Annotated in this window: 20 protein-coding genes; 15 read left to right on the top strand and 5 right to left on the bottom strand. The window is 62.2% G+C overall.

All coding sequences use genetic code 11. The features are described 5' to 3' along the window. Positions 1 to 119 precede the first annotated feature (119 nt). The 4 genes from FHT76_RS11830 to FHT76_RS11815 all read left to right on the top strand — a co-directional run bounded on the left by FHT76_RS11830 (position 120) and on the right by FHT76_RS11815 (position 5,748). Positions 120 to 317: a DUF3311 domain-containing protein gene (locus tag FHT76_RS11830; protein ID WP_114711644.1), complete on the top strand. Its 198-nt coding sequence runs from the start codon at positions 120 to 122 to the stop codon at positions 315 to 317. Then, on the top strand, positions 307 to 1,782 hold the full coding sequence (gene mctP / locus FHT76_RS11825) for a monocarboxylate uptake permease MctP (RefSeq protein ID WP_259126605.1): 1,476 nt from the start codon (positions 307 to 309) through the stop codon (positions 1,780 to 1,782). The genes FHT76_RS11830 and mctP overlap by 11 nt, the downstream gene beginning before the upstream one ends. 281 nt (positions 1,783 to 2,063) lie before the next feature. After that, positions 2,064 to 4,988 carry an isoleucine--tRNA ligase gene (gene ileS, locus FHT76_RS11820; RefSeq protein WP_259126606.1) on the top strand — a complete coding sequence of 975 codons (2,925 nt, stop codon included), beginning with the start codon at positions 2,064 to 2,066 and terminating at the stop codon, positions 4,986 to 4,988. Between the two features lie 133 nt (positions 4,989 to 5,121). Further along, on the top strand, positions 5,122 to 5,748 hold the full coding sequence (locus tag FHT76_RS11815) for a hypothetical protein (RefSeq protein WP_114711652.1): 627 nt from the start codon (positions 5,122 to 5,124) through the stop codon (positions 5,746 to 5,748). A 192-nt stretch (positions 5,749 to 5,940) separates the two neighbouring features. On the opposite strand, the gene FHT76_RS11810 is transcribed toward FHT76_RS11815, so the two are convergent. Next, positions 5,941 to 6,378, bottom strand: a complete 438-nt coding sequence (locus FHT76_RS11810; protein WP_259126822.1) for a nucleoside deaminase — start codon at positions 6,376 to 6,378, stop codon at positions 5,941 to 5,943. Positions 6,379 to 6,468: 90 nt separating this feature from the next. Here FHT76_RS11810 and FHT76_RS11805 point away from each other — a divergent pair, with 90 nt between their 5' ends. Genes FHT76_RS11805 through FHT76_RS11795 form a run of 3 tightly spaced genes read left to right on the top strand, consistent with a single transcriptional unit; the run spans position 6,469 to position 9,933 of the window. Then, positions 6,469 to 8,472, top strand: coding sequence for a pseudouridine synthase (locus tag FHT76_RS11805; protein ID WP_259126608.1), 2,004 nt, complete (start codon positions 6,469 to 6,471; stop codon positions 8,470 to 8,472). Next, the gene (gene rsmD, locus FHT76_RS11800) at positions 8,453 to 9,013 is read left to right on the top strand and encodes a 16S rRNA (guanine(966)-N(2))-methyltransferase RsmD (RefSeq protein WP_183860027.1); all 561 of its coding nucleotides are present in this window, start codon (positions 8,453 to 8,455) and stop codon (positions 9,011 to 9,013) included. Before FHT76_RS11805 ends, rsmD begins: the two co-directional genes overlap by 20 nt. 23 nt (positions 9,014 to 9,036) lie before the next feature. Continuing rightward, positions 9,037 to 9,933, top strand: coding sequence for a patatin-like phospholipase family protein (locus tag FHT76_RS11795; protein ID WP_259185602.1), 897 nt, complete (start codon positions 9,037 to 9,039; stop codon positions 9,931 to 9,933). A 15-nt stretch (positions 9,934 to 9,948) separates the two neighbouring features. Here FHT76_RS11795 and FHT76_RS11790 read toward each other — a convergent pair whose 3' ends face one another. Continuing rightward, on the bottom strand, positions 9,949 to 10,098 hold the full coding sequence (locus tag FHT76_RS11790; RefSeq protein WP_183752417.1) for a hypothetical protein: 150 nt from the start codon (positions 10,096 to 10,098) through the stop codon (positions 9,949 to 9,951). A gap of 977 nt (positions 10,099 to 11,075) precedes the next feature. Continuing rightward, complete coding sequence (locus tag FHT76_RS11785; protein WP_259126611.1) at positions 11,076 to 12,884, bottom strand: monovalent cation:proton antiporter-2 (CPA2) family protein; 1,809 nt, start codon at positions 12,882 to 12,884, stop codon at positions 11,076 to 11,078. A 119-nt stretch (positions 12,885 to 13,003) separates the two neighbouring features. On the opposite strand from FHT76_RS11785, the gene FHT76_RS11780 reads away from it, so the two are divergent. From FHT76_RS11780 to lpxK, 6 genes are all read left to right on the top strand, one after another. Beyond that, positions 13,004 to 14,350 carry a TldD/PmbA family protein gene (locus FHT76_RS11780; RefSeq protein ID WP_183860021.1) on the top strand — a complete coding sequence of 449 codons (1,347 nt, stop codon included), beginning with the start codon at positions 13,004 to 13,006 and terminating at the stop codon, positions 14,348 to 14,350. A 17-nt stretch (positions 14,351 to 14,367) separates the two neighbouring features. Next, a complete protein-coding gene (locus FHT76_RS11775) occupies positions 14,368 to 15,177 on the top strand; it encodes a 3'(2'),5'-bisphosphate nucleotidase CysQ (RefSeq protein WP_183860019.1) in 810 nt (269 codons plus the stop codon). Positions 15,178 to 15,238: 61 nt separating this feature from the next. Then, on the top strand, positions 15,239 to 15,484 hold the full coding sequence (locus tag FHT76_RS11770) for a DUF4170 domain-containing protein (protein ID WP_113571286.1): 246 nt from the start codon (positions 15,239 to 15,241) through the stop codon (positions 15,482 to 15,484). 141 nt (positions 15,485 to 15,625) lie between these two features. Then, positions 15,626 to 16,945 carry a lipid IV(A) 3-deoxy-D-manno-octulosonic acid transferase gene (waaA, locus tag FHT76_RS11765; RefSeq protein WP_183860017.1) on the top strand — a complete coding sequence of 440 codons (1,320 nt, stop codon included), beginning with the start codon at positions 15,626 to 15,628 and terminating at the stop codon, positions 16,943 to 16,945. 14 nt (positions 16,946 to 16,959) lie between these two features. Continuing rightward, positions 16,960 to 17,673 (top strand): HAD family hydrolase, encoded by a 714-nt coding sequence (locus tag FHT76_RS11760; protein ID WP_183860015.1) that lies wholly within the window; start codon positions 16,960 to 16,962, stop codon positions 17,671 to 17,673. Between the two features lie 106 nt (positions 17,674 to 17,779). Further along, the gene (gene lpxK, locus FHT76_RS11755) at positions 17,780 to 18,820 is read left to right on the top strand and encodes a tetraacyldisaccharide 4'-kinase (RefSeq protein ID WP_183860013.1); all 1,041 of its coding nucleotides are present in this window, start codon (positions 17,780 to 17,782) and stop codon (positions 18,818 to 18,820) included. 43 nt (positions 18,821 to 18,863) lie between these two features. Here lpxK and FHT76_RS11750 read toward each other — a convergent pair whose 3' ends face one another. After that, complete coding sequence (locus tag FHT76_RS11750; RefSeq protein WP_007530431.1) at positions 18,864 to 19,094, bottom strand: DUF2093 domain-containing protein; 231 nt, start codon at positions 19,092 to 19,094, stop codon at positions 18,864 to 18,866. Positions 19,095 to 19,163: 69 nt separating this feature from the next. After that, the gene (mutL, locus tag FHT76_RS11745; RefSeq protein ID WP_183860011.1) at positions 19,164 to 20,978 is read right to left on the bottom strand and encodes a DNA mismatch repair endonuclease MutL; all 1,815 of its coding nucleotides are present in this window, start codon (positions 20,976 to 20,978) and stop codon (positions 19,164 to 19,166) included. Positions 20,979 to 21,155: 177 nt separating this feature from the next. Here mutL and FHT76_RS11740 point away from each other — a divergent pair, with 177 nt between their 5' ends. After that, positions 21,156 to 22,877: a response regulator gene (locus FHT76_RS11740; RefSeq protein ID WP_183860009.1), complete on the top strand. Its 1,722-nt coding sequence runs from the start codon at positions 21,156 to 21,158 to the stop codon at positions 22,875 to 22,877. Positions 22,878 to 23,053: 176 nt separating this feature from the next. Beyond that, positions 23,054 to 24,355: a bifunctional diguanylate cyclase/phosphodiesterase gene (locus FHT76_RS11735; RefSeq protein WP_246712550.1), complete on the top strand. Its 1,302-nt coding sequence runs from the start codon at positions 23,054 to 23,056 to the stop codon at positions 24,353 to 24,355. Positions 24,356 to 24,414 lie beyond the last annotated feature (59 nt).

Below are 24,414 nucleotides of genomic sequence, written 5' to 3'. Positions count from 1 at the left end.
TCGAAAATTGTGGCTCTTACGGGGCGGCGATGCTTGTCGTGTGCGCTCGCAGGGATATGTCATCTATTTGATAAGACGCGGATTCGCTGCGCCCCCCAGCATCGAAAGGCATTCTTCAAATGGATAAGAGGTTTGGAACGGCGGTCTGCTGGCTGCTCATCATTCCCTATATCGGGCTCCTATGGGTTCCCTTCTACAACTTTCACGACCCTGTCCTCTTCGGCTTCCCCTTCTTCTATTGGTATCAGCTGGCCTGGGTGCCGGTTACCGCCTTTCTAACCTGGATCGCCTACCGGAGCATGCGCGATGACGACTGATCTCAACGCCACCGCGCTTGCCGTTTTCATCTTCTTCTTCGTGCTAGTCACGGTCATGGGCTTCGTCGCCTCCCGCTGGCGCAAGCCGAAAACACTTGACCATCTCGACGAGTGGGGTCTTGGCGGCCGCAGCTTCGGTACCTGGGTCACCTGGTTCCTGGTTGGCGGTGACTTCTATACCGCCTACACCGTCATCGCCGTTCCGGCTTTGGTTTATACTGTCGGCGCCTACGGCTTCTTCGCGCTGCCCTACACGATCGTCGTCTATCCGTTCGTCTTCATGGTCATGCCCGTGCTTTGGAAGCGGGCGAGTGATTTTGGCTACGTGACGGCCGCCGACGTGGTTCACGGCCAGTACGGATCGCGGGGGCTGGAGCTTGCGGTCGCCGCCACCGGCGTGATCGCCACGATGCCCTACATTGCCCTACAGCTCGTCGGTATGACGGCAGCCCTGAAGGCGCTCGGTCTCCACGGAGAGGTGCCGCTTGCGATCGCCTTCATCGTACTCGCGCTCTACACCTATTCGGCGGGCCTTCGGGCACCGGCGCTGATTGCCTTCGTCAAGGACATCATGATCTACATCGTGGTCATCGCCGCCGTGGCGCTGATCCCATCGAAGCTTGGCGGCTATGCCAACGTCTTTGCCGCCGCCGATGCGGCGTTCCAGGCCAAGGGTTCCGGCAGCCTACTTCTTCTGCCAAACCAGTATGTCGCCTACGCGACGCTGGCGCTCGGATCGGCGCTTGCAGCCTTCATGTATCCGCACACGCTGACTGGCATCTTTGCCTCGAAGAGCGGCAACACGATCCGCAAGAATGCGGTGCTGCTGCCGGCCTATACGCTGCTGCTCGGCCTTCTGGCGCTGCTCGGCTACATGGGACATGCGGCTGGCTTGAAGCTCGAAAGTGCCAACGATGTCGTGCCGGCGCTTTTCCAGACGTTGTTCCCGAGCTGGTTTGCGGGCTTCGCCTTCGCGGCGATTGCCATTGGCGCGCTGGTGCCGGCGGCAGTGATGAGCATCGGCGCTTCCAACCTCTTTACCCGCAATTTCTGGAAGGCCTATGTCAATCCTCAGGTGACACATGCCGGCGAGGCCAAGGTGGCGAAGGTGACCTCACTCGTGGTCAAGGTCGGTGCGCTGCTGGTGATCCTCTTCCTGCCAACCCAGTTCGCGCTTGACCTCCAGCTTCTCGGCGGCATCTGGATCCTTCAGACGCTTCCGGCGCTGATCTTCGGCCTTTATACCAATTGGTTCCGGGCACCGGGGCTGCTCGCCGGCTGGTTCGTCGGCTTCTTCGGCGGCACCTATCTGGTTTGGAATGCCGGCTGGAAACCGCTACAGCCGATCGCCATGGGAGAGACCGCTTTCACGGTCTACATCGGTCTGTTGGCATTGGCGTTGAACATCATCGTCGCGGTCGTGGTGAATGTGCTGACCCCGGCAAAGGTGACGGCACGCGCCTGACCATTGCTTCAAAACGGAAGCCGCGGACCGAGGTGTCCGCGGCTTTTCTGTGCCGCGCGGCCATGAAATCCCTCTTCCTTTTCCCTGTAAAAGCGCCTATGAACCGGCGCGATGAACAAGTTCCGGCTGGCGATCACGATACGAATTATCGGCCCGGCCTTCCGCGCGCGCTGAGCGGCCGGAAGGTCCGGGTATTTGGCGCTTGGACGACGAGCGCCTCCGTCACCATTTTTCAAGCCCGTTGCGCCCGCTTCCGTGGCGCCTAGAGACGATTGCTAGACATGACCGATACAGCCGAAAAGATCGACTACTCGAAGACCCTCTACCTGCCGGAAACCGACTTCCCGATGCGCGCCGGTCTGCCGCAGAAGGAGCCGGAAACCGTTGCCCGCTGGCAGCAGATGGGTCTCTACAAGCAGCTGCGCGCTTCCGCCGCCGGCCGCGAAAAATTCGTGCTTCACGACGGCCCTCCCTATGCCAACGGCAACATCCATATCGGCCACGCGTTGAACAAGATCCTCAAGGATGTCATCACCCGCTCGTTCCAGATGCGCGGCTTCGACTCCAACTACGTTCCCGGCTGGGATTGCCACGGCCTTCCGATCGAGTGGAAGATCGAGGAGGAGAACTATCGTTCCAAGGGCAAGAGCAAGCCCGACCTTTCCGAGCCGGCGGCAATGATCGAGTTCCGCCGCGAGTGCCGCGCCTATGCCGAAAAGTGGATCGGCATCCAGGGCAGCGAGTTCCAGCGCCTCGGCATCATCGGCGATTTCGAAAACCCCTACCTGACGATGAACTTCCATGCGGAGAGCCGTATCGCCGGCGAACTCTTGAAGATCGCCAAGTCGGGCCAGCTCTATCGTGGCTCCAAGCCGGTCATGTGGTCGGTCGTCGAGCGCACGGCGCTTGCCGAAGCCGAAGTCGAGTATGCCGACGTCGACAGCGACATGATCTGGGTGAAGTTCCCGGTCGCCAAGGGTGCGGACGAGCTTTCCGGCGCCGCAGTCGTTATCTGGACGACGACACCCTGGACGATCCCCGGTAACCGCGCGATCGCGTATTCCTCGCGCGTCTCCTACGGCCTCTATGAAGTCACGGCTGCCGAGAACGATTTCGGTCCCCGGCCCGGCGAGAAGCTGATCTTCGCCGACAAACTGGCGGAAGAATCTTTCGCCAGGGCCAAGCTTCAGTACAAGCGCCTGCGCGACATTTCCGCGGCCGATCTTGCGGGCATCAACTGTGTGCATCCGCTGCACGGCCTCGGTGGCGGCTACCATTTCGAGGTGCCGCTCTTGGATGGCGATCATGTGACCGACGATGCCGGCACCGGTTTTGTCCATACCGCGCCGAGCCACGGTCGCGAAGACTTTGACGCCTGGATGGATAACGCCCGGGCGCTCGAAGCCCGCGGCATCTCGTCCGCGATCCCGTTCCCGGTCGATGATGCGGGCTTCTTCACTGCAGATGCGCCCGGCTTTGGTCCGGATGCCGAAGGTGGTGCGGCTCGCGTCATCGACGACAGTGGCAAGAAAGGCGATGCCAACGAGCGTGTCATCAAGGCGCTGATCGGCCGGCATACGCTCTTCGCGCGTGGTCGCCTCAAGCATTCCTACCCGCACTCCTGGCGCTCGAAGAAGCCGGTGATCTTCCGCAATACGCCGCAATGGTTCGTCTACATGGACAAGGACCTTGCCGACGGCACGACGCTGCGCTCCCGCGCCCTGAAGGCGATCGACGATACTCGTTTCGTACCGGGTGCTGGCCAGAACCGCCTGCGCGCCATGATCGAGCAGCGCCCGGATTGGGTGCTGTCGCGCCAACGCGCCTGGGGCGTGCCGATCTGCGTCTTCGTCGACGAGCACGGTGAAGTGCTGAAGGACGATGCCGTCAACCAGCGCATCCTCGATGCCTTCGATGCCGAGGGCGCTGACGCCTGGTTCGCGGAAGGCGCCAAGGAGCGTTTCCTCGGCAACGAGCATGATCCGGCCAAGTGGGCGCAGGTCATGGATATCCTCGACGTCTGGTTCGACTCTGGCTCGACCCACACCTTCACGCTGGAAGATCGTCCCGACCTGAAGTGGCCGGCCGATGTCTATCTGGAAGGGTCGGACCAGCATCGCGGCTGGTTCCATTCCTCACTGCTGGAATCGGCTGCGACCCGCGGCCGCGCGCCTTATAACGCTGTCATCACCCATGGCTTCACCATGGATGAGAAGGGCGAGAAGATGTCGAAGTCGAAGGGCAACGTGGTCTCCCCGCAGGACGTCATGAAGGACGCCGGCGCGGACATTCTGCGCCTGTGGGTCATGACGACGGACTACTGGGAAGACCAGCGCCTGGGCAAGACTATCATCCAGACGAACGTCGATGCCTATCGCAAGCTGCGCAACACCGTGCGTTGGATGCTAGGTACGCTGGCTCACGACAAGGGCGAGGTCATCGCGCTTGGCGATCTGCCGGAGCTGGAAAGGCTGATGCTGCACCGCCTGGCGGAACTCGATCAGCTCGTCCGCGAAGGTTATGACGCGTTCGAGTTCAAGAAGATCGCCCGCGCGCTCATCGACTTCGCCAACGTCGAGCTCTCGGCCTTCTACTTCGACGTCCGCAAGGATGCGCTCTACTGCGATGCGCCGTCGAGCCTGCGCCGTCGCTCGGCTTTGCATGTCATCCGCAACATCTTCGAATGCATGGTGACGTGGCTGGCGCCGATGCTGCCGTTCACGACGGAAGAGGCCTGGCTGTCACGCAATCCTTCGGCCGTTTCGGTTCACCTCGAGCAGTTCCCGACCCTTCCGGCGGAATGGAAGAACGACGCTCTGGCCGAGAAGTGGAAGAAGATCCGCGCGGTCCGTACGGTTGTCACGGGCGCTCTCGAAATCGAGCGCAAGGACAAGCGCATCGGCTCCTCGCTGGAAGCGGCTCCCGTCGTCCACGTCACCGACGCGGAGCTTTTGAAGGCGCTGGAAGGTCAGGACTTCGAGGAGATCTGCATCACCTCCGGCATCGTCATCGACCGCACGGAAGGGCCTGCCGATGCCTTCCGCCTGCCGGAAGTGCCGGGTGTCAGCGTTGAGCCGAAACTGGCCGAGGGCACGAAATGCGCTCGCTCCTGGCGCATCACCACGGATGTCGGCTCTGACCCCGAGTATCCCGATGTCTCGGCCCGCGATGCGGCTGCATTGCGCGAACTAGCAGTGCAAAACTGAAGAATATTGCCGGGTGAATTGCCTAAACGCGGTTCATCCGGTAAAAGCTGCCTGAAAATGGCCGGATTTTTGCGTCAGGGGGACGATTGTCCGGTTGGGCGATGATTGCACCGGCATGGCTGGAAGGGTTTTCATGTTATCACCACGTTGGTTCCGTGTGGGCGTCTGCTTGACTGTTGCTATGGCAGGCGGCGCGATGATCACCGGCTGCATGGGGAGCCCGCGCTACGGTACGGACAAGACAGCGATGGAACAGTTGACCGACGACCTTGGTCAGTCCGTTTCGCTGACCGGCGACGGACCGAAGAACAAGGGCGTCAAGTACAGCGCTCGCCCGGGTCTCGTCCTGCCGTCCACAGCCGCCAAGGAAACCCTCGTCGAGCCACAACAGAGCATTGCTAGCACGGCAAATCCGGCGTGGATCGAGTCTCCGGAAGAAACCCGCGCGCGCCTCGTCAAGGAAGCTGACGAAAACAGCGACAACCCGAACTACCGCTCGCCGCTCGCAAGCGACAAGGTGGAAGGTGGCCGGCAGACGACGGAAGCCCAGAGCAAGGCCTATCGCGAAGCTCGCGCCCTCCAGAAGGGCACCTATTCCGATCGCCGCTTCATCTCGGATCCGCCGACCGAATATCGACAGGTCGACGATCCGACAAAGCTGGACGATCTCGGCGAGCCGGAACTGAAGAAGGCGAAGAAGAAGAAGAAGGAAGCCGCGATTGCCGGTACCGGCAAGCAGTGGTGGAACCTCCTCCAGTAAGATTTCAAGCGGGGCTGTCAGCCCCGCTTTGCTTTTGACCGGTTGTCAACCAGCACGCCATGCAGGCCGCCCGGCGCCCACCAGTTCGCATGTCCGGAAAGTGACGTTGCATTGGGATCGATGCGCTATGCGGGGCGATCCTCGTATAGGCATAGACGGCGACCATCACAACGAGTTCGCCGGCGAGCAATGTCATGGCACATCCCGTTTCTGCTGGAAGAATGTCCGCAGGATGTCGGCGGATGTGGTTTCCTGCAAACCGGAATAGACCTCCGGAGCGTGATGACAGGTCGGTTGCGCATAGAAGCGCACGCCATTGTCGACGGCGCCGCCCTTGTGGTCTTCCGCGCCGTAGTAGAGCCTGCGAATGCGCGCGAAGGAAATCGCGGCTGCGCACATCGTGCACGGTTCCAGGGTCACATAGAGGTCGGCGCCCGTCAGCCGTTCCTGACCAAGCGCCTCGCAAGCCATGCGAATGACGGCGACCTCGGCATGCGCCGTTACGTCGTTGACCTCGCGCGTGCGGTTGCCGGATGCCGCGATCACGGTTCCGTCAATCACCAGAACCGCTCCGATCGGCACCTCGCCGCGTTCGCCGGCAGCGCGGGCCTGGTCGAGCGCCAGGTCCATAAATTGATTTGTCTTCACGATCCGACAATTTCCACTTAACCGCAAGGGCGCGACCTGATAGGAAGGCCCGAAAAGGCAGGCAAACAACAAATGACATTCAAAGACAAGCCAAAACGGCCAGGCGGCAAGCCATCTCCGCGCGATGCCGGGCCAAAATCGGCAAAGACGGCCGTCAAGGCCGAGGCGAGCGACGTTGCCGAAGGCGACGCCAAGGCTGAGCGCATCTCGAAGGTGATGGCGCGCGCCGGCGTTGCATCGCGCCGCGATATCGAGCGCATGATCATGGACGGGCGCGTCAAGCTGAACGGCAAGCTCCTCGACACCCCTGTTGTCAACGTGACGCTGGCCGACAAGATCGAAGTGGACGGCGTTCCGATCCGCGGCATCGAGCGCACCAGGCTCTGGCTGTACCACAAGCCGGCCGGCCTCGTGACGACCAACGTGGATCCGGAAGGACGCCCCACGGTATTCGACAATCTGCCGGACGACCTGCCGCGCGTCATGTCGATCGGCCGCCTCGATATCAACACCGAAGGCTTGCTGCTTTTGACCAACGATGGCGGCCTGGCTCGCGCGCTGGAACTGCCGACGACCGGCTGGCTGCGCCGTTACCGTGTGCGCGCCCACGGCGAGATCGATCAGGACGCGCTCGACAAGCTCAAGGACGGCATTGCCGTCGACGGAGTCCTCTACGGTTCGATCGAAGCCACGCTGGACCGCACGCAGGGCTCGAACGTCTGGCTGACCATGGGCCTGCGTGAAGGCAAGAACCGCGAAATCAAGAATGTGCTGGGTGCGCTCGGTCTCGACGTCAATCGTCTGATCCGCATCTCGTATGGTCCCTTCCAGCTCGGCGATCTGCCGGAGCGGGAGGTGGTCGAAGTGCGCGGTCGCACCTTGCGCGACCAGCTCGGTCCGCGTTTGATCGAGGACGCGAAGGCCAACTTCGACGCGCCGATCTACAATTCGCCCGCCGTTGCCGCCGAAGAAGAGGTGGAAGCAAAGCCGGAGCGCCGTGAGCGCCCCCGCAAGCCGGAAGACAAGCGCGAGCGTGCGCTGAGCCGCCTCGACACCAAGCGCGACGATCGTCGTGATGACCGTCGCGAGGGTGGTCGCAATGACGATGATCGTCCGAAGCGCCCCGCGCTCGGCAGTCGCCGCAATGCCAATGTCTGGATGGCTCCCGGCGCTCGCCCGCTCGGCGAGAAGGCAGCTGCGAGGGCCGAGAAGAACGCGAAGACGGCGCAGCGCCGTGGCGAAAAGCCCGACCGCGACAGGCCGCAGGCCGCAAGCTTCGGTGATGACCGCCACCGCGTGCAGATCAACCGAGCCACCGATGAAGAGGGCGAATGGATCCGCTCCAGCGAGGTGAGCCGCGACGACGGTGACCGCAAGCGTTCCGGTGATCGCGGTGATCGCGGTGATCGCGGCCCGCGCGGCGACCGTGGTTTCGGTGATCGCCCGTCCCGTGGCGATAGGTCCTTCGGCGATCGTGGCGACCGTTCCGGCGGCGACCGCCCGGCGGGCGACAGACCTTATGGTGACCGCCCACCGCGCGGCGATCGGCCGTTCGGCGACAAGCCTCGTGGCGAGCGCAAGCCGCGCGAGGACGGCGACCGTCCACGTTCCTTCGGCGACCGCCCGGCGCGCGGTGACCGGCCAGCCGGTGACCGTCCATTCGGCGGCAAGCCGCGTGGCGACCGCAGGCCGCGCGAGGACGGTGATGAGCGTCCCCGTTCCTTCGGTGATCGGCCGCCGCGTGGCGACCGGCCGTTCGGCGACAAGCCGCGCCGTCCGCGCGAAGAGGGCGACGAGCGTCCCCGCGCCAAGCGTTTCTCCGGCGAGGCTCGTTCCGAGCGTCCGGCCGGCGACCGCTCCTTCGGTGATAAGCCCAGTGGGGCGCGTCCCTTCGGCGACAAGCCGCGCGGTAAGAGCTTCGGTGGCAAGCCCGGCGGGGCGAAACCCGGTGGCAAGTCTTTTTCCGGCAAGCCTTCGGGCGATCGACCGGGTGGCGGTGGCAAGCCTGCGGGCGGGCCGTCGCGTGGTGGACCTAAGGGCAAGGGAATAGGACGCGGTGCGGATCGTCGGCGGTGAGTTTCGCGGACGGTCGCTCGCCGTACCTAAATCCAACGACATCCGGCCGACTGCCGACCGGACGCGTGAGAGCCTGTTCAATATTCTGAGCCATGCCTATCCGGAATGCGTCGATGGCACCCGGATCCTGGATCTTTTTGCCGGTACCGGCGCCGTTGGCCTCGAAGCCGTTTCCCGCGGCTGTCGGCATGCGCTGTTCGTGGAAAACAGCGTCGAGGGCAGGGGCCTGCTCTGGGAAAACATCGATGCACTCGGCCTGCATGGCAGGACGCGCATCCTGCGGCGCGATGCGACCGATCTCGGCAGCGTCGGCAACCTCGAGCCGTTCCAGGTGCTGTTCGCCGATCCGCCCTACGGCAAGGGGCTAGGCGAAAGGGCGATGGCCGCCGCTGCCAAGGGCGGCTGGCTGCAACCGGGCGCAATTGCGGTTCTCGAGGAGCGCGCGGACGTTGCCGTTTCGGTCGACCCTTCCTATCTTTTCCTCGAAAGCCGGATATTCGGCGATACCAAGGTTCATTTCTTCCGCTATCAGCCCGAATAGGGCGGCGGAAATCGGGGGCAGCGGTGCAGCAGGTAGAGAAGATCGAAACCGAGTTGCCTGCCCCGACCGACCCCTCCAGCCGTTCGACACCCACAGTTGCGGTTGCCTTCGGCGGTGGTGGCGCGCGCGGCCTGTCTCACATCCACGTCATTGAAACCCTGGATGAGCTCGGCATTCGCCCCGTGGCGATTGCCGGCTCCTCGATCGGCTCGATCATGGGCGCTGGCATGGCGGCTGGCATGACCGGCGAAGCCATCCGCGAACATGTCATGATGACGGTCGGCAACAAGGCCGCTGTCGTCAGTCGCCTATGGGGCCTGCGCCCGCAGACGGTGCGCGATGCGGTCGCCAATGGCGTGCGCATCGGCCAGTTCAATCTCGAGCGTATCCTGAAAGCCTTCCTCCCCGCCGACCTGCCGGAACGTTTCGAGGATCTGCCGGTGCCGATGACGGTGACGGCAACCGATTATTACGGTCAGTGCGAGGTATTGACGAGCCACGGCGCGCTGTTTCCGGCGCTGGCGGCTTCCTCGGCAATCCCCGCGGTCTTCATGCCGGTGAGGCTGCACGGACGGGTGATGATCGACGGGGGGATCAGCAACCCCGTCCCCTATGAATGCCTGATGGATCGCGCCGACATCGTCATCGGCATCGACGTCGTCGGTGCCCCGGAGGGCGATGGCACCCACATTCCGAACCGCATGGAGAGCATCTTCGGCTCCGGTCAGCTGATGATGCAGACAGCCATTTCTTTGAAACTGCGCCTGCAGGCACCGCACATCTTCTTGCGCCCCGCCGTCGGGCGCATCGGCGTGATGGACTTCCTCAAGGCGCGCGAAGTCCTGTCAATGTCGGTCGGCATCAAGGACGAACTGAAATATGCGCTCGATCGGGAGATCGAAGCGCGGATCGCCCCTTAGAGGCTTTGCCTAGGACTAATAGCCGTTGATGCCGGCGCCACGAACCGGGCCGATCCCGGCAGGGGTTGCGTAGGTGGTGTTCCCTGCGCCCGAACCGGTGGTTGCGCATCCGGAAAGGGTAAAGAGCGTGATGGCCACAGCGGCCAAAAGATAGCGTAGAGGCATGGCATTGTCCTCTCATCGGAGACTGCGCGGGCCTCAGGGGCCGAGACCGGATACTCCCTCAAATCTACGGCAATCGCAACGGGTAGCTAAGTGCTTAGGTTCGAGGCTCTGCCCGGGTTGATCGCCGGATGCATCCTCGCGTGCCCGGGCTACGGCTCACAGGAGCGACGAGCTCAAGGCAACAGGCAAGTCCACATTCGCTCAGGCAGTTCGTCGTACATATGCAAAAACACGGATCCTCGCCTATCCTCTTTCCAACAGGCGAGTACAGGTTCACCATGTCATGGCGGTCCGAGCCCGGAACTAGCACCGATTTATTTGGGATCGAAGGTTTCGGCGGTCAGGCTTTGTAGGATCCCCAATTTTGGAGAGTTCTCATGATCCACTTGTACAAGCCAATAGCAGCTTTCGCTTTTCTCTTGCTCGCCGTAATCAGTTCATCATGCACTACCGGTGGCCCGGGGGCCCGCTCGCTGAACGAACCATTGAACCCCGCCTGCGCAGAGGGCTTCCAGCCCAGAGGCGGCGGCTCATGCGACTTTTAAGATCCGAGGTCGATGAAATATCGCCAGCCGCCAGGCGAACTGACGGAATCCCGTAGGGGATATGCCGCCTGATCGGCGGCATCAATGAGGAGCCTTCGGGCGGTCAAGTTCTCAGCCTCGCGAAACAAACGAGAGTGGCGTTTCAGTAGGACCTACTGAGTAGGCGACGGAGGCCGAAGATAGCGGTAGCCGGTCAAGGGTGGGCAAAGCCCTTCTCAGCTTGGCGGCGACCAGGCTTCGGGAATTCGTTCCGCTGGCATCTATGAGGGGCCGCCTCCGGCGATTTAGCTCGGGAAATAAATGGGAGTGGCATTGGTGAGGCATGCTGTAACTATGGGCCCCGCTGCACTCTCTGACGATGATCCTTGCTTGCCTATCCGGCTTCTTTCATCGTTGGAGCCATAAGAGAGTTTCAATTCAACCCTGAAAGGCCTAAGCGTCGGCCGTCACCTCTGCCGTGCCTGCCAGCGGGTCCTCGTCGAAGCTTGCGGCGCGCTTTGGCTTCATGAGCGGCTCCGGTTTGACCGGCTGGGAGAACAGCATGTCGCGGCCGGCCTGCAGGCCTTCCGTGACCTGGAGCACCAGGCGGGCTTCGTCGCGCTTGCGGATATCCTCCCCGATTTCATAGGCCTCCGCCTCGCCGATACCCAATGCCTCGAGCGTGCGCCTGCCGAACAGCAGACCGGATTCCAGCGTTTCGCGCAGTTCATAATCGACATTGAGATTGCGCAGCGCGATCGAGTGAATGCGGTCGTAGGAGCGCACGAAGAGCTTGGCATGCGGATAGTCCGCCTGTACCAGCTCGACGATCTTGTCGGTAACTTCGCGTTTCTGCGTACAGACGACGACGATCTTGGCACGGTCGATGCCGGACGCGCGAAGCACATCCTTGCGGGTGCCGTCGCCGAAGTAGATCCGGAAGCCAAAGGATGAGGCCTGCCGGATGCGATCGGCCGAGAAATCGATGACAGTCACGTCGCGTCCGCCCGCAAGCAGGATCTGGGCGGCGATCTGCCCGAAACGCGAAAAGCCGACCATCAGCACATCGGCACCGGCGCCTTCGAAATCTTCGTCGAGCTGTTCCTCCTCTTTGCCGGAGAGGAGACGCTTGGCCAGCATCGTTCCGATCGGGGTGAGCGCCATCGACAGGGTGACGATCGCGATCAGCAGCGAGGCGGTGCTTGTCGGCATCAGGCCGGCAATGCCGGCGGCGGTAAACAGCACGAAACCGAACTCGCCGCCCTGCGGCAGCAGGAAGGCGATCCTGATGGCGTCGTCATGCGGCGAGCCGGTTGCGCGGCAGAGAACATAGATGACGAGCGCCTTCGCGGCCATGATGACGGGCACGGCAACGATGATGAACAGGGCGTTGTCCCTGAGCACGTCGAGCTCGATCGAAAGGCCGACGGCGATGAAGAAGATAGCGAGCAAGACGCCGCGGAAGGGCTCGATATCGGCTTCCAGTTCGTGCCGATAGGAGGATTCCGCCAGCATCACGCCGGAAAGGAAGGCGCCCATCGCCATCGACAGTCCGGCAAGCTGCATCAGGCTCGCCGACCCCATCACCACGAAGAGGGCGGCGGCGATCATCGCCTCGCGGGCCCCGGTGCGGGCGATGATCTGGAAGAGCGGCGTGAGCAGGTAGCGTCCCATGACGATCATCGCGGCGACCGCCCCAATGGCGACTGCGAAGTCGAGCAGCGGCGTGCCGCTGCCCTTGCCGCCATCGAGAATGCTGATCAGGGCAAGCAGCGGCACGATCGCGAGATCCTGGAACAGCAGCATCGAGAAGGAACGCTGCCCGTAACGAGTATTCACGTCGCCTTCGTCCTCGAGTATCTGCATCGCAAATGCAGTGGAGGAGAGGGCAAGCCCGAAACCCGCAACGATGCTGCCGCGCCAATCCAGCACTCCGGAAAGATAGGTCAGGAGCGTCAGCACCAGACCGGTCGCCACAACCTGCGCGGTCCCGAGCCCGAAAATATCGCGCCGCATCTGCCAGAGGCGCGAGGGCTTCAGCTCGAGCCCGATGATGAACAGGAGGAAGACGACGCCGAGCTCGGCCACGTTCAGGATCTCTTCGCCGTCCGTCAATCCATGAAAGATCGGACCGATCACCACGCCAGCGGCCAGGTAGCCGAGCACCGTTCCCAATCCGAGTCGCTTGAAGATCGGCGCTGAAACAACGGCGCCACCTAGCAGCAGGATCGTCTCGGTGAAAAGAGTATTGGGCTCTGACATCAGGCGAGTCTCTTTCAAATGCGGGGAGGCATGCAGGCGACGGGCAAAAGAATCGATGCGCGCGGCCTTGATGCTTTTGGTAGTGCACAATAAATGGAACGCGAAGGAAAGGCCAAATCATGTCCTCAGAAATCGACTCCTCGACGCTTCTTTCCCGCGCAAGCCAATTGATCGACCTGGCAAAAAAAGCTGGGGCCGACGCTGCTGATGCGGTGGTCGTGCGCTCTCGTTCGCAATCGGTCAGCGTGCGCCTCGGCAAGGTCGAGGGCACAGAGTCGTCGGAAAGCGACGACTTCGCGTTGCGCGTCTTCATCGGCAAGCGCGTTGCCAGCGTCTCCGCAAATCCGGGCTTCGATCTGACTGCTCTCGCCGAACGTGCGGTGGCGATGGCCAAGGTGTCACCGGAAGATCCCTTCGCCTGCCTGGCTGATGAAGACAAGCTGGCGAAATCCTATCCGGACCTCGAGCTTCTCGACACAACCGAGGTGTCTTCCGACCAACTTCGCGAGGCTGCGCTCGAGGCGGAGGCCGCGGCGCTTGCCGTCAAGGGGGTCACCAATTCGTCGGGTGCCGGTGCTTCGGCCGGGATGGGCGGTCTCGTGCTCGTCACCTCCCACGGTTTCGAGGGCAGCTACATGGGCTCGCGCTTCGGCCGCTCCGTCAGCGTCATTGCTGGCGAAGGCACGGGCATGGAGCGTGACTACGATTTCGACAGCCGAATCTATTTCGGCGAGCTGGACGATGCCTCCGAAATCGGCCGCAGGGCAGGCGAGCGAACCGTCAAGCGCGTCAACCCGCGGCAGGTTGATACGGGCAAGGACATCACCGTCGTTTTTGATCCCCGCGTCGCCCGCGGCTTCGTCGGGCACATCGCCGGGGCGATCAATGGCGCTTCCGTTGCGCGCAAGACCAGCTTTCTGCGCGACAAGATGGGCCAGCAGGTCTTGAAGTCGGGGCTCACGATTTCCGATGATCCGCTGATCGTCCGCGGCCCGTCGTCCCGACCCTTCGATGGCGAGGGCATCTCCGGCGAGCGGCTCTTGATGATCGAGGACGGCATCCTCAAGCACTGGTTTCTCTCGACCTCGACCGGCCGCGAGATCGGCATGGAGACCAACGGGCGCGGCGTGCGTGGCGGAAATTCGGTGACGCCATCGGCGACGAATCTTGCGCTCGAGCCGGGCGACATCTCGCCGGAAGATCTGATCCGCAGCGTTGGCAATGGCTTCTATGTGACCGAGCTGATCGGTCAGGGCGTCAACATGATCACCGGCGAATATAGCCGCGGGGCGACCGGCTTCTGGATCGAGAATGGCGAGCTGACCTTTGCCGTCTCCGAAGTGACGATCGCTTCGAACCTCAAGGACATGTTCATGCGGGTGACACCAGCAAACGACATCGACCGCAAGTACGGTGTCGCCGCTCCGACGCTTGCGATCGAAGGAATGACGCTCGCCGGGCGCTGATGGATTGGATTGCTGACATGACTGACGTGGACACAGCCCTCTGGCGGAGCGATCTGGAATTGATCGCCGATGCCGCCAGGCAAGCCGGTCGTGTCGCACTCGGCTATTTCAATCAATCGCCTGAAGTCTGGTGGAAGAACGAGGGGCGATCACCCGTCAGTGCTGCCGACTTCGCCGCCAACCAAAAGCTTGAATCGCTTCTCCGCGTCGCTAGGCCGGACTATGGTTGGCTGTCCGAAGAGACCGACGACGACGCCGAGCGCCTGTCGAGGGAGACACTGTTCATTATTGATCCGATCGACGGCACGCGCGCGTTCTTGGCCGGCCTGGATCTATGGTGCGTCAGTGTCGCGGTGGTGCGCCACGGGCGGCCCGTTGCCGGCGTTCTCTACGCTCCCGCCTTGGACGAGCTTTACGAGGCTATCGCAGGCGGCGTGGCTTTGAAGAACGGCAGGCCGATCACGGTATCGACAGCAAGCGTCGATACGCCCGGGCGCTTTGCCATCGCCGAAGATGTCCTGGCGACGTTCCCCGAGCGCCTCAAGCATCGCATTGAGCGCGTCAAGTACGTACCGTCGCTGGCTTATCGCATTGCCATGGTTGCAGACGGTCGGATTGAAGGCACCTTCATCAAACACAATTCGCACGATTGGGATCTCGCAGCGGCCGACTTGATACTCGAGCGCGCCGGCGGCCAGCTGGTCGATCTCCACGGCGGCGCACCGCTCTATAACCGGACCAGAGTCAGCCACGACGAACTTTGTGCCGCAGCCGCGCCGCGGCTCGCCGACCTCCTGACCGGGATTGGTGAACGACGAGGCAGTTGACGTTTCCGTCAAAATCCCTCAGATGATGCGGCGGAGGAGATTAGAGCAGAAAGAGAAGAAAATGACGGAATCCGGTGGCAAAAAGCAGCTCTTGCATCTCGTATTCGGCGGCGAACTGGAAAGCTTGGACGATGTTCAGTTCAGGGACCTGAAGGACCTCGATATCGTCGGCATTTTTCCGGACTATGCCACGGCCCTGACGGCCTGGAAGGCAAAGGCGCAGTCGACTGTGGATAACGCGCACATGCGCTATTTCATCGTCCACATGCACCGCTTGCTCGACCCGGAAAGCAAGTCCGCGCAGTAACCCTCCCGCGGTCGCGGTCTAAAGGCCGCGAACCGACCGACTGCTGCCTGACGCATTCTGGACAAACTGATTGGCCATTGCGGCCGCAACAATAATTGGGAATGGGTTTATGTCGATCATTTGTGATCGGAGAATTGGCAGATGAGCGGTCGCATGGCGCGATTTGCGCTGGGCGCCTATCAGGCAACGGGAACGTTACTGACACCGTTCGTCGGCGGATACCTTGCCTATCGGGCGGCGAAGGGCAAGGAAGATCGTGCGCGCCGTTTGGAACGCACTGGCTATGCCAGTGCCGACCGTCCGGCTGGACCGCTGGTCTGGTTCCATGCTGCGAGCGTCGGCGAAACCAATGCCGTCATCCCGCTGATCCGCGAAATTCGCCGTCGCGACATTCACGTCATTCTGACGACGGGGACGATGACCTCCGCCAAGCTTGCCGCGGAGCGTCTTGGTGAAGAGGCGATCCACCAATATGTGCCGCTCGACCTGAAGCCGGCCGTCAGCCGCTTCCTCGAATACTGGCAGCCTGACTGCGCGCTGATTGCCGAATCCGAAATCTGGCCGGCGACGATGATGGAACTCGGACGCCGCCGCATTCCGCAGATCCTCGTCAACGCCCGCATGTCCGACCGCTCCTTCGCACGATGGAGCCGGCGTCCGGCGCTTGCCGAGGCTCTGTTTGAGAACCTGGCGCTGGTCATTGCCCAGTCGGATGTCGATGCCGAGCGCTTCCGGGATCTGGGTGCGCGCCACGTCATGATGTCGGGGAACCTCAAGGTGGATACCGACGCTCCGCCTTATGATGCTGCCGTGTTCGCCGGTTACAAGAAGCAGCTCGGCGAACGCAAGACCTGGGCGGCAATCTCCACCTTTGACGGGGAGGAAAAGGCGGCGGGCGTCGTTCATCGTGTTCTCAGAGAACGAAACGGGCAATTGACGATCATCGTCCCGCGCCATCCGGAACGGGCTGACGAGGTCGAAGCCGAGCTCGTCAACCTGGGCCTCAAGGTGGCCCGCCGGACGCGCGGCGATGCGCTTTCTCCTGACGTTGATGTGTTCCTCGGAGATACCATCGGCGAAATGGGTCTGTACCTGCGCCTGACCGAGGTTGCCTTCGTCGGTCGCTCGTTGTTTGCCGAGGGTGGCCAAAATCCGTTGGAGCCGGCGATGCTGGGCTGCGCGGTCCTGTCCGGCAGCAACGTGCAGAATTTCCGTGAAGCCTATCAGAAGCTGGCGCGCCGTGGCAGCGCACGCATGGTGCGCGATACCGAGATGCTCGCCAAGGGCGTCCACTATTTGCTCACCAACGACGAGGCGCGTCGCAAGATGATCGAGGCCGGGGTCGGCGCCGTGCAAGAAATGCGCGGTGCACTGACGGCAACGGTCAAAGGCCTGGAGCCCTACATCAATCCGCTGACGGTGAAGGCGAGGCTGCTGCCGAAGGCAGCTGTACAACGCTGAGTGCGGGAGCGGACATGAAGGCGATCAAGGGAATCCTCTTCGACAAGGATGGTACGCTGCTCGATTACGACGAGAGCTGGCTGCCGGTGAATCGCGAGCTGGCACGGATCGCCGCAGAAGGCGATGTCGAACTGGCCGACCGGCTGCTTCTGGCCTGTGGTATGGATCCAGTTACAGGCCACATTATTCCCGATAGCCTGCTCGCGGCCGGCAACACGCGCCAGATCTCGGAAGGACTGATCGCGGCCGGATCGAAGCTCGACGTGATCGAGCTGACGATCAAGTTGGATGAGCTCTTTTCTCATGCCGCCGAGTTTTCCGTTGCGGTCACCGATCTCGCAGCGTTCTTCAGTCGCCTGCATTCCCGTGGCTTTCGGCTCGGCGTTGCCTCGAGCGACAACGAGCGCTCGATCAGACAGACCGCCCTGCGCTTTGGCTTTGCGCCCTTCATTGACTATGTGGCCGGATACGACAGCGGCTTCGGCACCAAGCCGGAGCCGGGAATGGTGCTTGGTTTCTGCGCGGCGACCGGCCTCGACGCCTCCGAAGTTGCCGTTGTCGGCGACAACAACCACGACCTGCACATGGGCCGCAACGCCAAGGCCGGCATCACCGTGGCCGTGCTGACCGGTACCGGATCGCGAGAATCGCTAGCCGCCGCATCCGACTACTGCCTGAACGACATCACCGAGCTGGAGCGGCTGCTGCCCGACCTTCAGCTTGCCTGATTGACCAAGGGCTTGCTTTTTCTTGAAAATTGCCCTCTCTTTTCGCCCGGTTAAGGACAAGATCCGCCAGCATGATGCTCGGCGTCCAAAGGGCAGGACGGGAAGAATGGTATCCGAAGCGCCGCCGTTTTGGTGGTCGAAAGCCGATTGGCGTGCCTGGACGCTCTATCCGATTTCCTTTCTGTATGGGCGTATCGCTGGCTATCGCATGGCCAATGCGAAGCGCGCCTCGGTCCCGGTGCCGGTTATCTGCGTCGGTAATTTCACCGTCGGGGGTGCCGGCAAGACGCCGACGGCACTGACGATCGCCCGTGCGGCAAAGGCAAAGGGCCTGAAGCCCGGCTTCCTCAGCCGTGGCTATGGCGGCTCGCTTGATGTCACGACGGTGGTCGATCCGGCCCATCACCGTGCGCTTGCCGTCGGTGACGAACCTCTGCTTCTCGCTCGGGAAGCGTTGACGGTGATTTCCCGGCGCCGCGTCGAAGGTGCCCAGCGCCTCGTCAAGGAAGGTGTCGACCTGATCATCATGGATGATGGCTTCCAGAGCGCACGGCTAGCGATCGACTACGCGCTGTTGGTCATCGATGCCACGCGCGGCCTAGGCAACGGTCATACCGTTCCGGGCGGTCCCGTGCGCGCTCCCATCCGTCAGCAACTGCGCTATGCCACCGCGCTTTTGAAGGTCGGCGCCGGCGAGGCAGCCGACAACATTGTCCGGATCGCTGCACGCGCTGCCAAGCCCTATTTCACCGCTTCGCTGAAAGTGTGCGATAGCACCGAACTGTCCGGCCGGAACGTACTGGCCTTTGCGGGGATTGCTGACCCGTCGAAATTCTTCCGCACGGTCGAATCTGTCGGCGCGCATGTCGCGGCTCGCCGCTCGTTTGGTGATCATGAGCATCTGACTGATGACGAGGTCGACGACATCCTCTCGACAGCAGAGCGCGAAGGTCTTCAGATCGTCACGACGTCCAAGGATTTCGTCCGTCTCGCCGGACATCATGGCAAAGCCGAGGAGCTTGCCGCCAAATGCCGGGTGATCGAGGTGGAAATGGCCTTTGCGGATGCGCTGGCACCGGGGCTCATAATCGACCGCGCGATCAACACCTGTAGAGACCGGCGCCTAAAGGAAGGCCGCAAGGCCTAAGAGGCGCGGCAGGCGCGACCGCGGTCGTGTGTTGCGCCTGTGTTTAACGCTTCTGGTTGGGCAAAACGCCAGCACGCTTGTCTGCCTCCAGCGAAGCCACGGCATCGGCGTATGGCTCCTGGCGCGCAACACTCCAGTAGCGCAACTCATCGAGCGGGATTTGTTTGCCGGTAATCGCACAGACAACATAGGATCCCGGCGACAGGATCTGAAAATCCGCATCGAGATAGCGTATCTGCGCTTCGCGGTTTCCATTTCCTTCGAACAAGTTCATGCGCTCCGTTTCCTTACAGGCTGTAACAGGCCCTGCCATAACGCGCCGCCGCGGCCATTTCCAGCTTTTTCAACTGCGGCCGAACAATCGCTCGATATCCGATAGCTTGAGCTCGATATAGGTCGGGCGTCCGTGATTGCACTGCCCGGAGCCGGGAGTGACTTCCATTTGGCGCAGCAGTGCGTTCATTTCCTCCGGCCGTAGTCGCCGTCCCGAACGCACGGATCCATGGCAGGCCATCGTCGCGGCCACATATTCGAGCTTCGCCGACAGACCGGACGCGGTATCCCATTCGGCTATCTCGTCAGCCAACTGCCGCACAAGTCCCACGGCGTCCACCTCGCCGAGCATGGCGGGCGTTTCACGCACCGCGATGGCACCGGGGCCGAAGCGTTCGATCGCCAATCCGAGTTCGCCGAACTCGGTCGCGAACTGCATCAGCCGGTCGCAATCCTCTTCGGGCAGATCGACGATTTCGGGGATGAGGAGAACCTGCGAGGCAAGCCGCTTTGAGTGCAGCGCCTTGCGCATCGTCTCGAACACCAACCGTTCATGCGCGGCGTGCTGATCGACGATGACGAGGCCGTCATCCGTCTGCGCCACGATGTAGTTTTCGTGGATCTGCGCCCGGGCGGCACCCAGCGGATAGCGCAGCGGTGGTTCCTCCGGCGCGACCGGCGTTCTCGCGGTCGGCGCGGTGTCGCCGCGTGCCGTTGGCGTCACGAGGCCGTCGAAGGAAGCCTGCGGACGTTCGCCGAAGGCGCTGGTCGCGGGCTGATAGAAGGGGCGCGAGGGCGATGTCGCCGCCGACCATGGCTGTTGCGGCCGCTGCGCGCCCGGCTGGAAGCCGGGCCGGAAAGAGCGCAGCATCCCGTCCGCACCGGTCGTCGCTGCACGGCTACCGTCGCGCGCCAGCGCTTCGCGCACGGCGCCGACGATCAGGCCGCGCACCAGTTGCGGGTCGCGAAAGCGCACGTCTGATTTTGCCGGATGCACGTTGACATCGACAAGTGCTGGATCAAGCCGGATCGACAACACCGCAACAGGATACCGGCCCGTGGGGATCGTTTCGGCATAGGCGCCGCGGATCGCGGACAGGATGAGCTTGTCCTGCACCGGACGCCCGTTGACGAACGCGTATTGATGGGCCGAGTTGCCGCGGTTGAAGGTCGGCACACCGGTGAAGCCGGTGAGCGATATGCCTTCGCGCTCGGCGTCGATTTCTATGGCGTTGTCGCGGAAGTCCTTGCCGAGGATCTGTGCCATGCGCGCCAGATGGTCATCACCTGTCGCCGGTAACTCCAGCGTCGTGCGGTCCGTTCCGGAAAGCACGAAGCGCACGCCCGGAAAGGCGATTGCCATACGCTTGACGACCTCAGTGATCGCCGCAGCCTCGGCCTTTTCGGTCTTCAGGAATTTCAGGCGGGCCGGCGTCGCAAAGAAGAGATCGCGAACCTCGACGATCGTGCCCGGATTGCCGGGCGATGGACGCAGATGGGTAATTCTGCCGCCCTCGATGGCAATCTCGTTGCCGCCGGCGCTGTCCCGGCGGCGGCTGGAAATGCTGAGCCGCGCGACCGACCCGATCGATGGCAGCGCCTCGCCGCGAAAACCGAGCGTTCGGATGTCGTCCAGCGTATCGGAGATCTTGGAGGTGCAATGCCGACGCACGGCAAGCTCAAGGTCGGCAACATCCATGCCGGAGCCATTGTCCGAAACCCGCAACAGGCCCTTGCCGCCGCCCGACGTTGCCACCTCGATGCGCGTGGCGCCTGCGTCGAGGGCGTTCTCGATCAACTCCTTGGCAGCGCTCGCCGGCCGCTCGATGACCTCGCCGGCGGCGATTTGGTTGATGAGTGTTTCTGAAAGCTGTCTGATGGCCATGCGCCTATTCTCTTGGATTCGCGGCACAGAGGGAAGGGTGAAAGCGCTGGCCGGATGCTGTTCTGCACGCTCCAATTCGGGCTGCTTAACGTTAAGCGCGCCTTAAGACAAAGCTGCCATTTTGCAACTTGCTTCCGAGGAGTGGGTTTCAATCGGACAGATGTGGGACGCGTAAGAATGAGTGCCGGCTCCGAAAAGGCGGACGCATCATCCGTGAGTAATGAAATGCCGGCTGATATCAGCCTGCAGACGGCTCTGTTTGACGCGGTTTGCGAGAGCCTCGGCGCGGCTTTCATCGTCTACGACAAGACCGACCAAATGATCTTCGCGAGCCGTCAGGTGCTCGATTTCTTTCCGGTATCGGCGACCGTGCTGAAGCCGGGAACGCGGTTGCGAGACTTCCTGGGTGCGATCTACGACACCGGCATCCGTACGCAGTCGAGCGGCAAGCAGGGATCGCTGAGCCGTGAGGACTGGCTGTCCCAGAAGATCGCCTCGCATTGGCGCGAGCGGTTCGAGGCGGTCGAGCGCCACGGCACCGATCGCTGGATTCGGTTTGGCAAGCGGCGCCTTGCGAGCGGCTACGGTGTCTGCGTCATCCAGGACATCTCCGAAGACAAGAAACGGGAGGAACAGTGGCGCTCCGATCTCGAGCGTGTGCAGCTTACCGAGGACATCCTCGATAACCTGCCATTTCCGCTCTTCGTCAAGGATCGCAACCTGAATTACGTCGCCGTCAACATCGCCTTCTGCGAAAAGTACCAGACGACGGTCGATGAGGTACTCGGTCGCAAGAGCAGCGACCTGTTCTCCGAGGAGGTCGCCCAGCGTTTCGAAGAAAGCGACCGCCATGTTCTGGACACCGGTGAAATGTCGATTTCCCGCCAGCGGCAGGTCGCGCGCGACGGCGTGGAACGCGACATCGTTACGCGCAAGCACCGCATCGGCAAGCCGGGGCGCTATTTCCTCGTCTCGACCATGCAGGACCTGCCGCGAGACGGCGCCGATCTCGATGAGTTCAGGTTCGCATCGAGCGTCATGACCTCGAGCAAGAATTCCTATCGACGCGCCTATGTTCCGATGAATGGCAGCGGCGAGCGGCGCGAACCGGCGGCCATGGAAGCGATCGTTCCGGAGAACTTCTCCGGCCGCAAGATCCTGGTGGTGACGTCGGATGTCGTGGCTGAAGCCGCAGCCTTGCGCACGCTTGCGAAATACGGCTTCGAGGCGTGCTCGGTGCGTGGCGAGGACGAACAGGAGCACTTCCTGGAAATCGCGAGCTCGTCCGGCATCTCGCTCGACCTGCTGGTGATCGACAACCAGCTGGGGATGCGTTGCCTGGAGCTCGCCGAACAGTATGGCATTCCGGTGCTCGTCATGGACGGCTTCCAGCTCGCCAACGAGCTCACCTTCCAGATCGCTCGGCATTTCAATCGCAGCAATCGTGGTCAGCTCGCTGAAAGCATCGACACCGATTGGGAGTTCACCACCGTCGAGGAAGCAAATGCGCTTGACGTGCTCGTTGCGGAAGACAACGACATCAACCAGATCGTCTTTTCGCAGATCCTCGAGGGTCTCGGCTACCGCTACCTGATTGCCCCAAGCGGCGACGAGGCGGTTCGCCTGTGGACCGAGCACCGGCCGAAAATCATCCTGATGGACATCTCGCTGCCGGGCTTCAACGGTTTCGAGGCGGCGCGGCTGATCCGCCAGACAGAAGAAGGCGGCAGTTCGAGAACGCCGATCGTCGGTGTTCTTACCCAGGCTTTCGAGCGCGACCGCGCCGAATGTGCAAAGGCCGGGATGGACGACGTGATCATGAAGCCGGTAAGCCCCGATATTCTTCAGGGGATCTTTCAGAAGTATCTTGCCGAGGATGTGCGGCAGGTCGCCATGTGACGACAAAGCTCGTCAACTCCCTAAATGTGGGGACGGTACACGGTTTCAATGCGGCCGTTCCACTATCGAATTCTTAAGACTTGCCCGCCATCCTTCCAGCGTGTGCAGTCTGGGTCTGAGTGATGATGTCGGCTGAAATGCCTCTGGTGCCCGTAAGTCAGAATGAGCTTCAGACCATGGCCTATACCGACCCGCTGACCGGGCTCGGTAACCGCTACCGTATGCGTGATCGGGTTGCCCAGATTTCTGCGGAACGCGCCAGCGATCCCGCGCCCTTCACGATCGGCATCGCCAATCTCGATTCCTTCAAACCGATCAACGATCTCTTCGGCGCATCGGCGGGCGACGAAATTCTCTGCCAGGTCGCCCATCGGCTGAAAGCCTGCATTCCCGATGGCGCGCTGGTCACGCGTCACGACGGCGACGAATTTGCCTTTGTGCTGCCTCTGGTGTTCGAGCGGGCCAGCGCCGAGAAATTCGGCCAGATGATCCGCGAGGTGCTTTCGGCACCCTATGATCTCGGCGACCGCAACGTCCGGCTTTCGGCATCCTTCGGCTTTGCGATTTACCCCTTTGCCGGCGAGGAGTTCGAGGAGCTGCTGAAGAGCGCAGAGACGGCGCTTTATCGCTCCAAGCGCCGCGGCCGTGGCCAGATCACCGTCTATTCCCGCGAGATCGTCCAGGAAATGAAGCGCGCGACGCAGTTGGAGCAGGCGCTGCGCAATGCCATCATCTCCGACGCGATCGATGTGCATTTTCAGCCGATCGTTGCGCTCTCCAACAGCCAGGTCGTCGGCTTTGAAGCCTTGGCGCGCTGGAACGATCCTGATCTGGGCTTCGTATCGCCAGGCGTCTTCGTTCCGCTCGCGGAAGAACGCGGTTTCATCGACGCACTATCAGAGGCATTGCTGCGCAAGGCCGCGGAAGCGGCCCTTTCCTGGCCACGCGAACTCTTCCTCTCCTTCAACCTTTCCTCGGCGCAGCTGATGGATCCGGGTACGAGTAGCAGCGTCCTGTCGATCCTCGGCCGGGTTGGTTTCGACCCGCACCGGCTGGAACTGGAGATCACCGAGACCGCCGTGATGGGCTCGGCCGATACGGCAAACCGCATCATCGCCGACCTGCGCCAGGCAGGCGTCCGTATCTCGTTGGATGATTTCGGAACTGGCCAGTCGAGCCTTGGTCGCCTGCGCGACTTCATGTTCGACAAGATCAAGATCGATCGCGCCTTCGTGTCGCGCATCAATTCCGACCGTGCCTCCGAGCACATCATCAAGGCGATCCTTGCCATGTGCGAAGGCCTCGACCTTGAAGTGGTCGCCGAAGGGATCGAGGACTATTCGGAAGCCGTCAAGTTGCGTTCGCTTGGTTGCGGCATGGGGCAGGGCTATCACTTCGGCAAGCCTGCCGACAGTATCGCGACGCTTCGCTTCCTGCACGAAAACTATTACGATACGGCTGACCGCGTCAGCGCCTGAAACGCCGATGGCGCCCCGTCGGACGCCATCGGTTACGCTGTACTCACTGCGCAGTATTC

Source organism: Rhizobium sp. BK176 (assembly GCF_024808055.1).
Note: the sequence above shows the minus strand (reverse complement) of the source record. Positions and strands in the feature narration are given on the sequence as shown.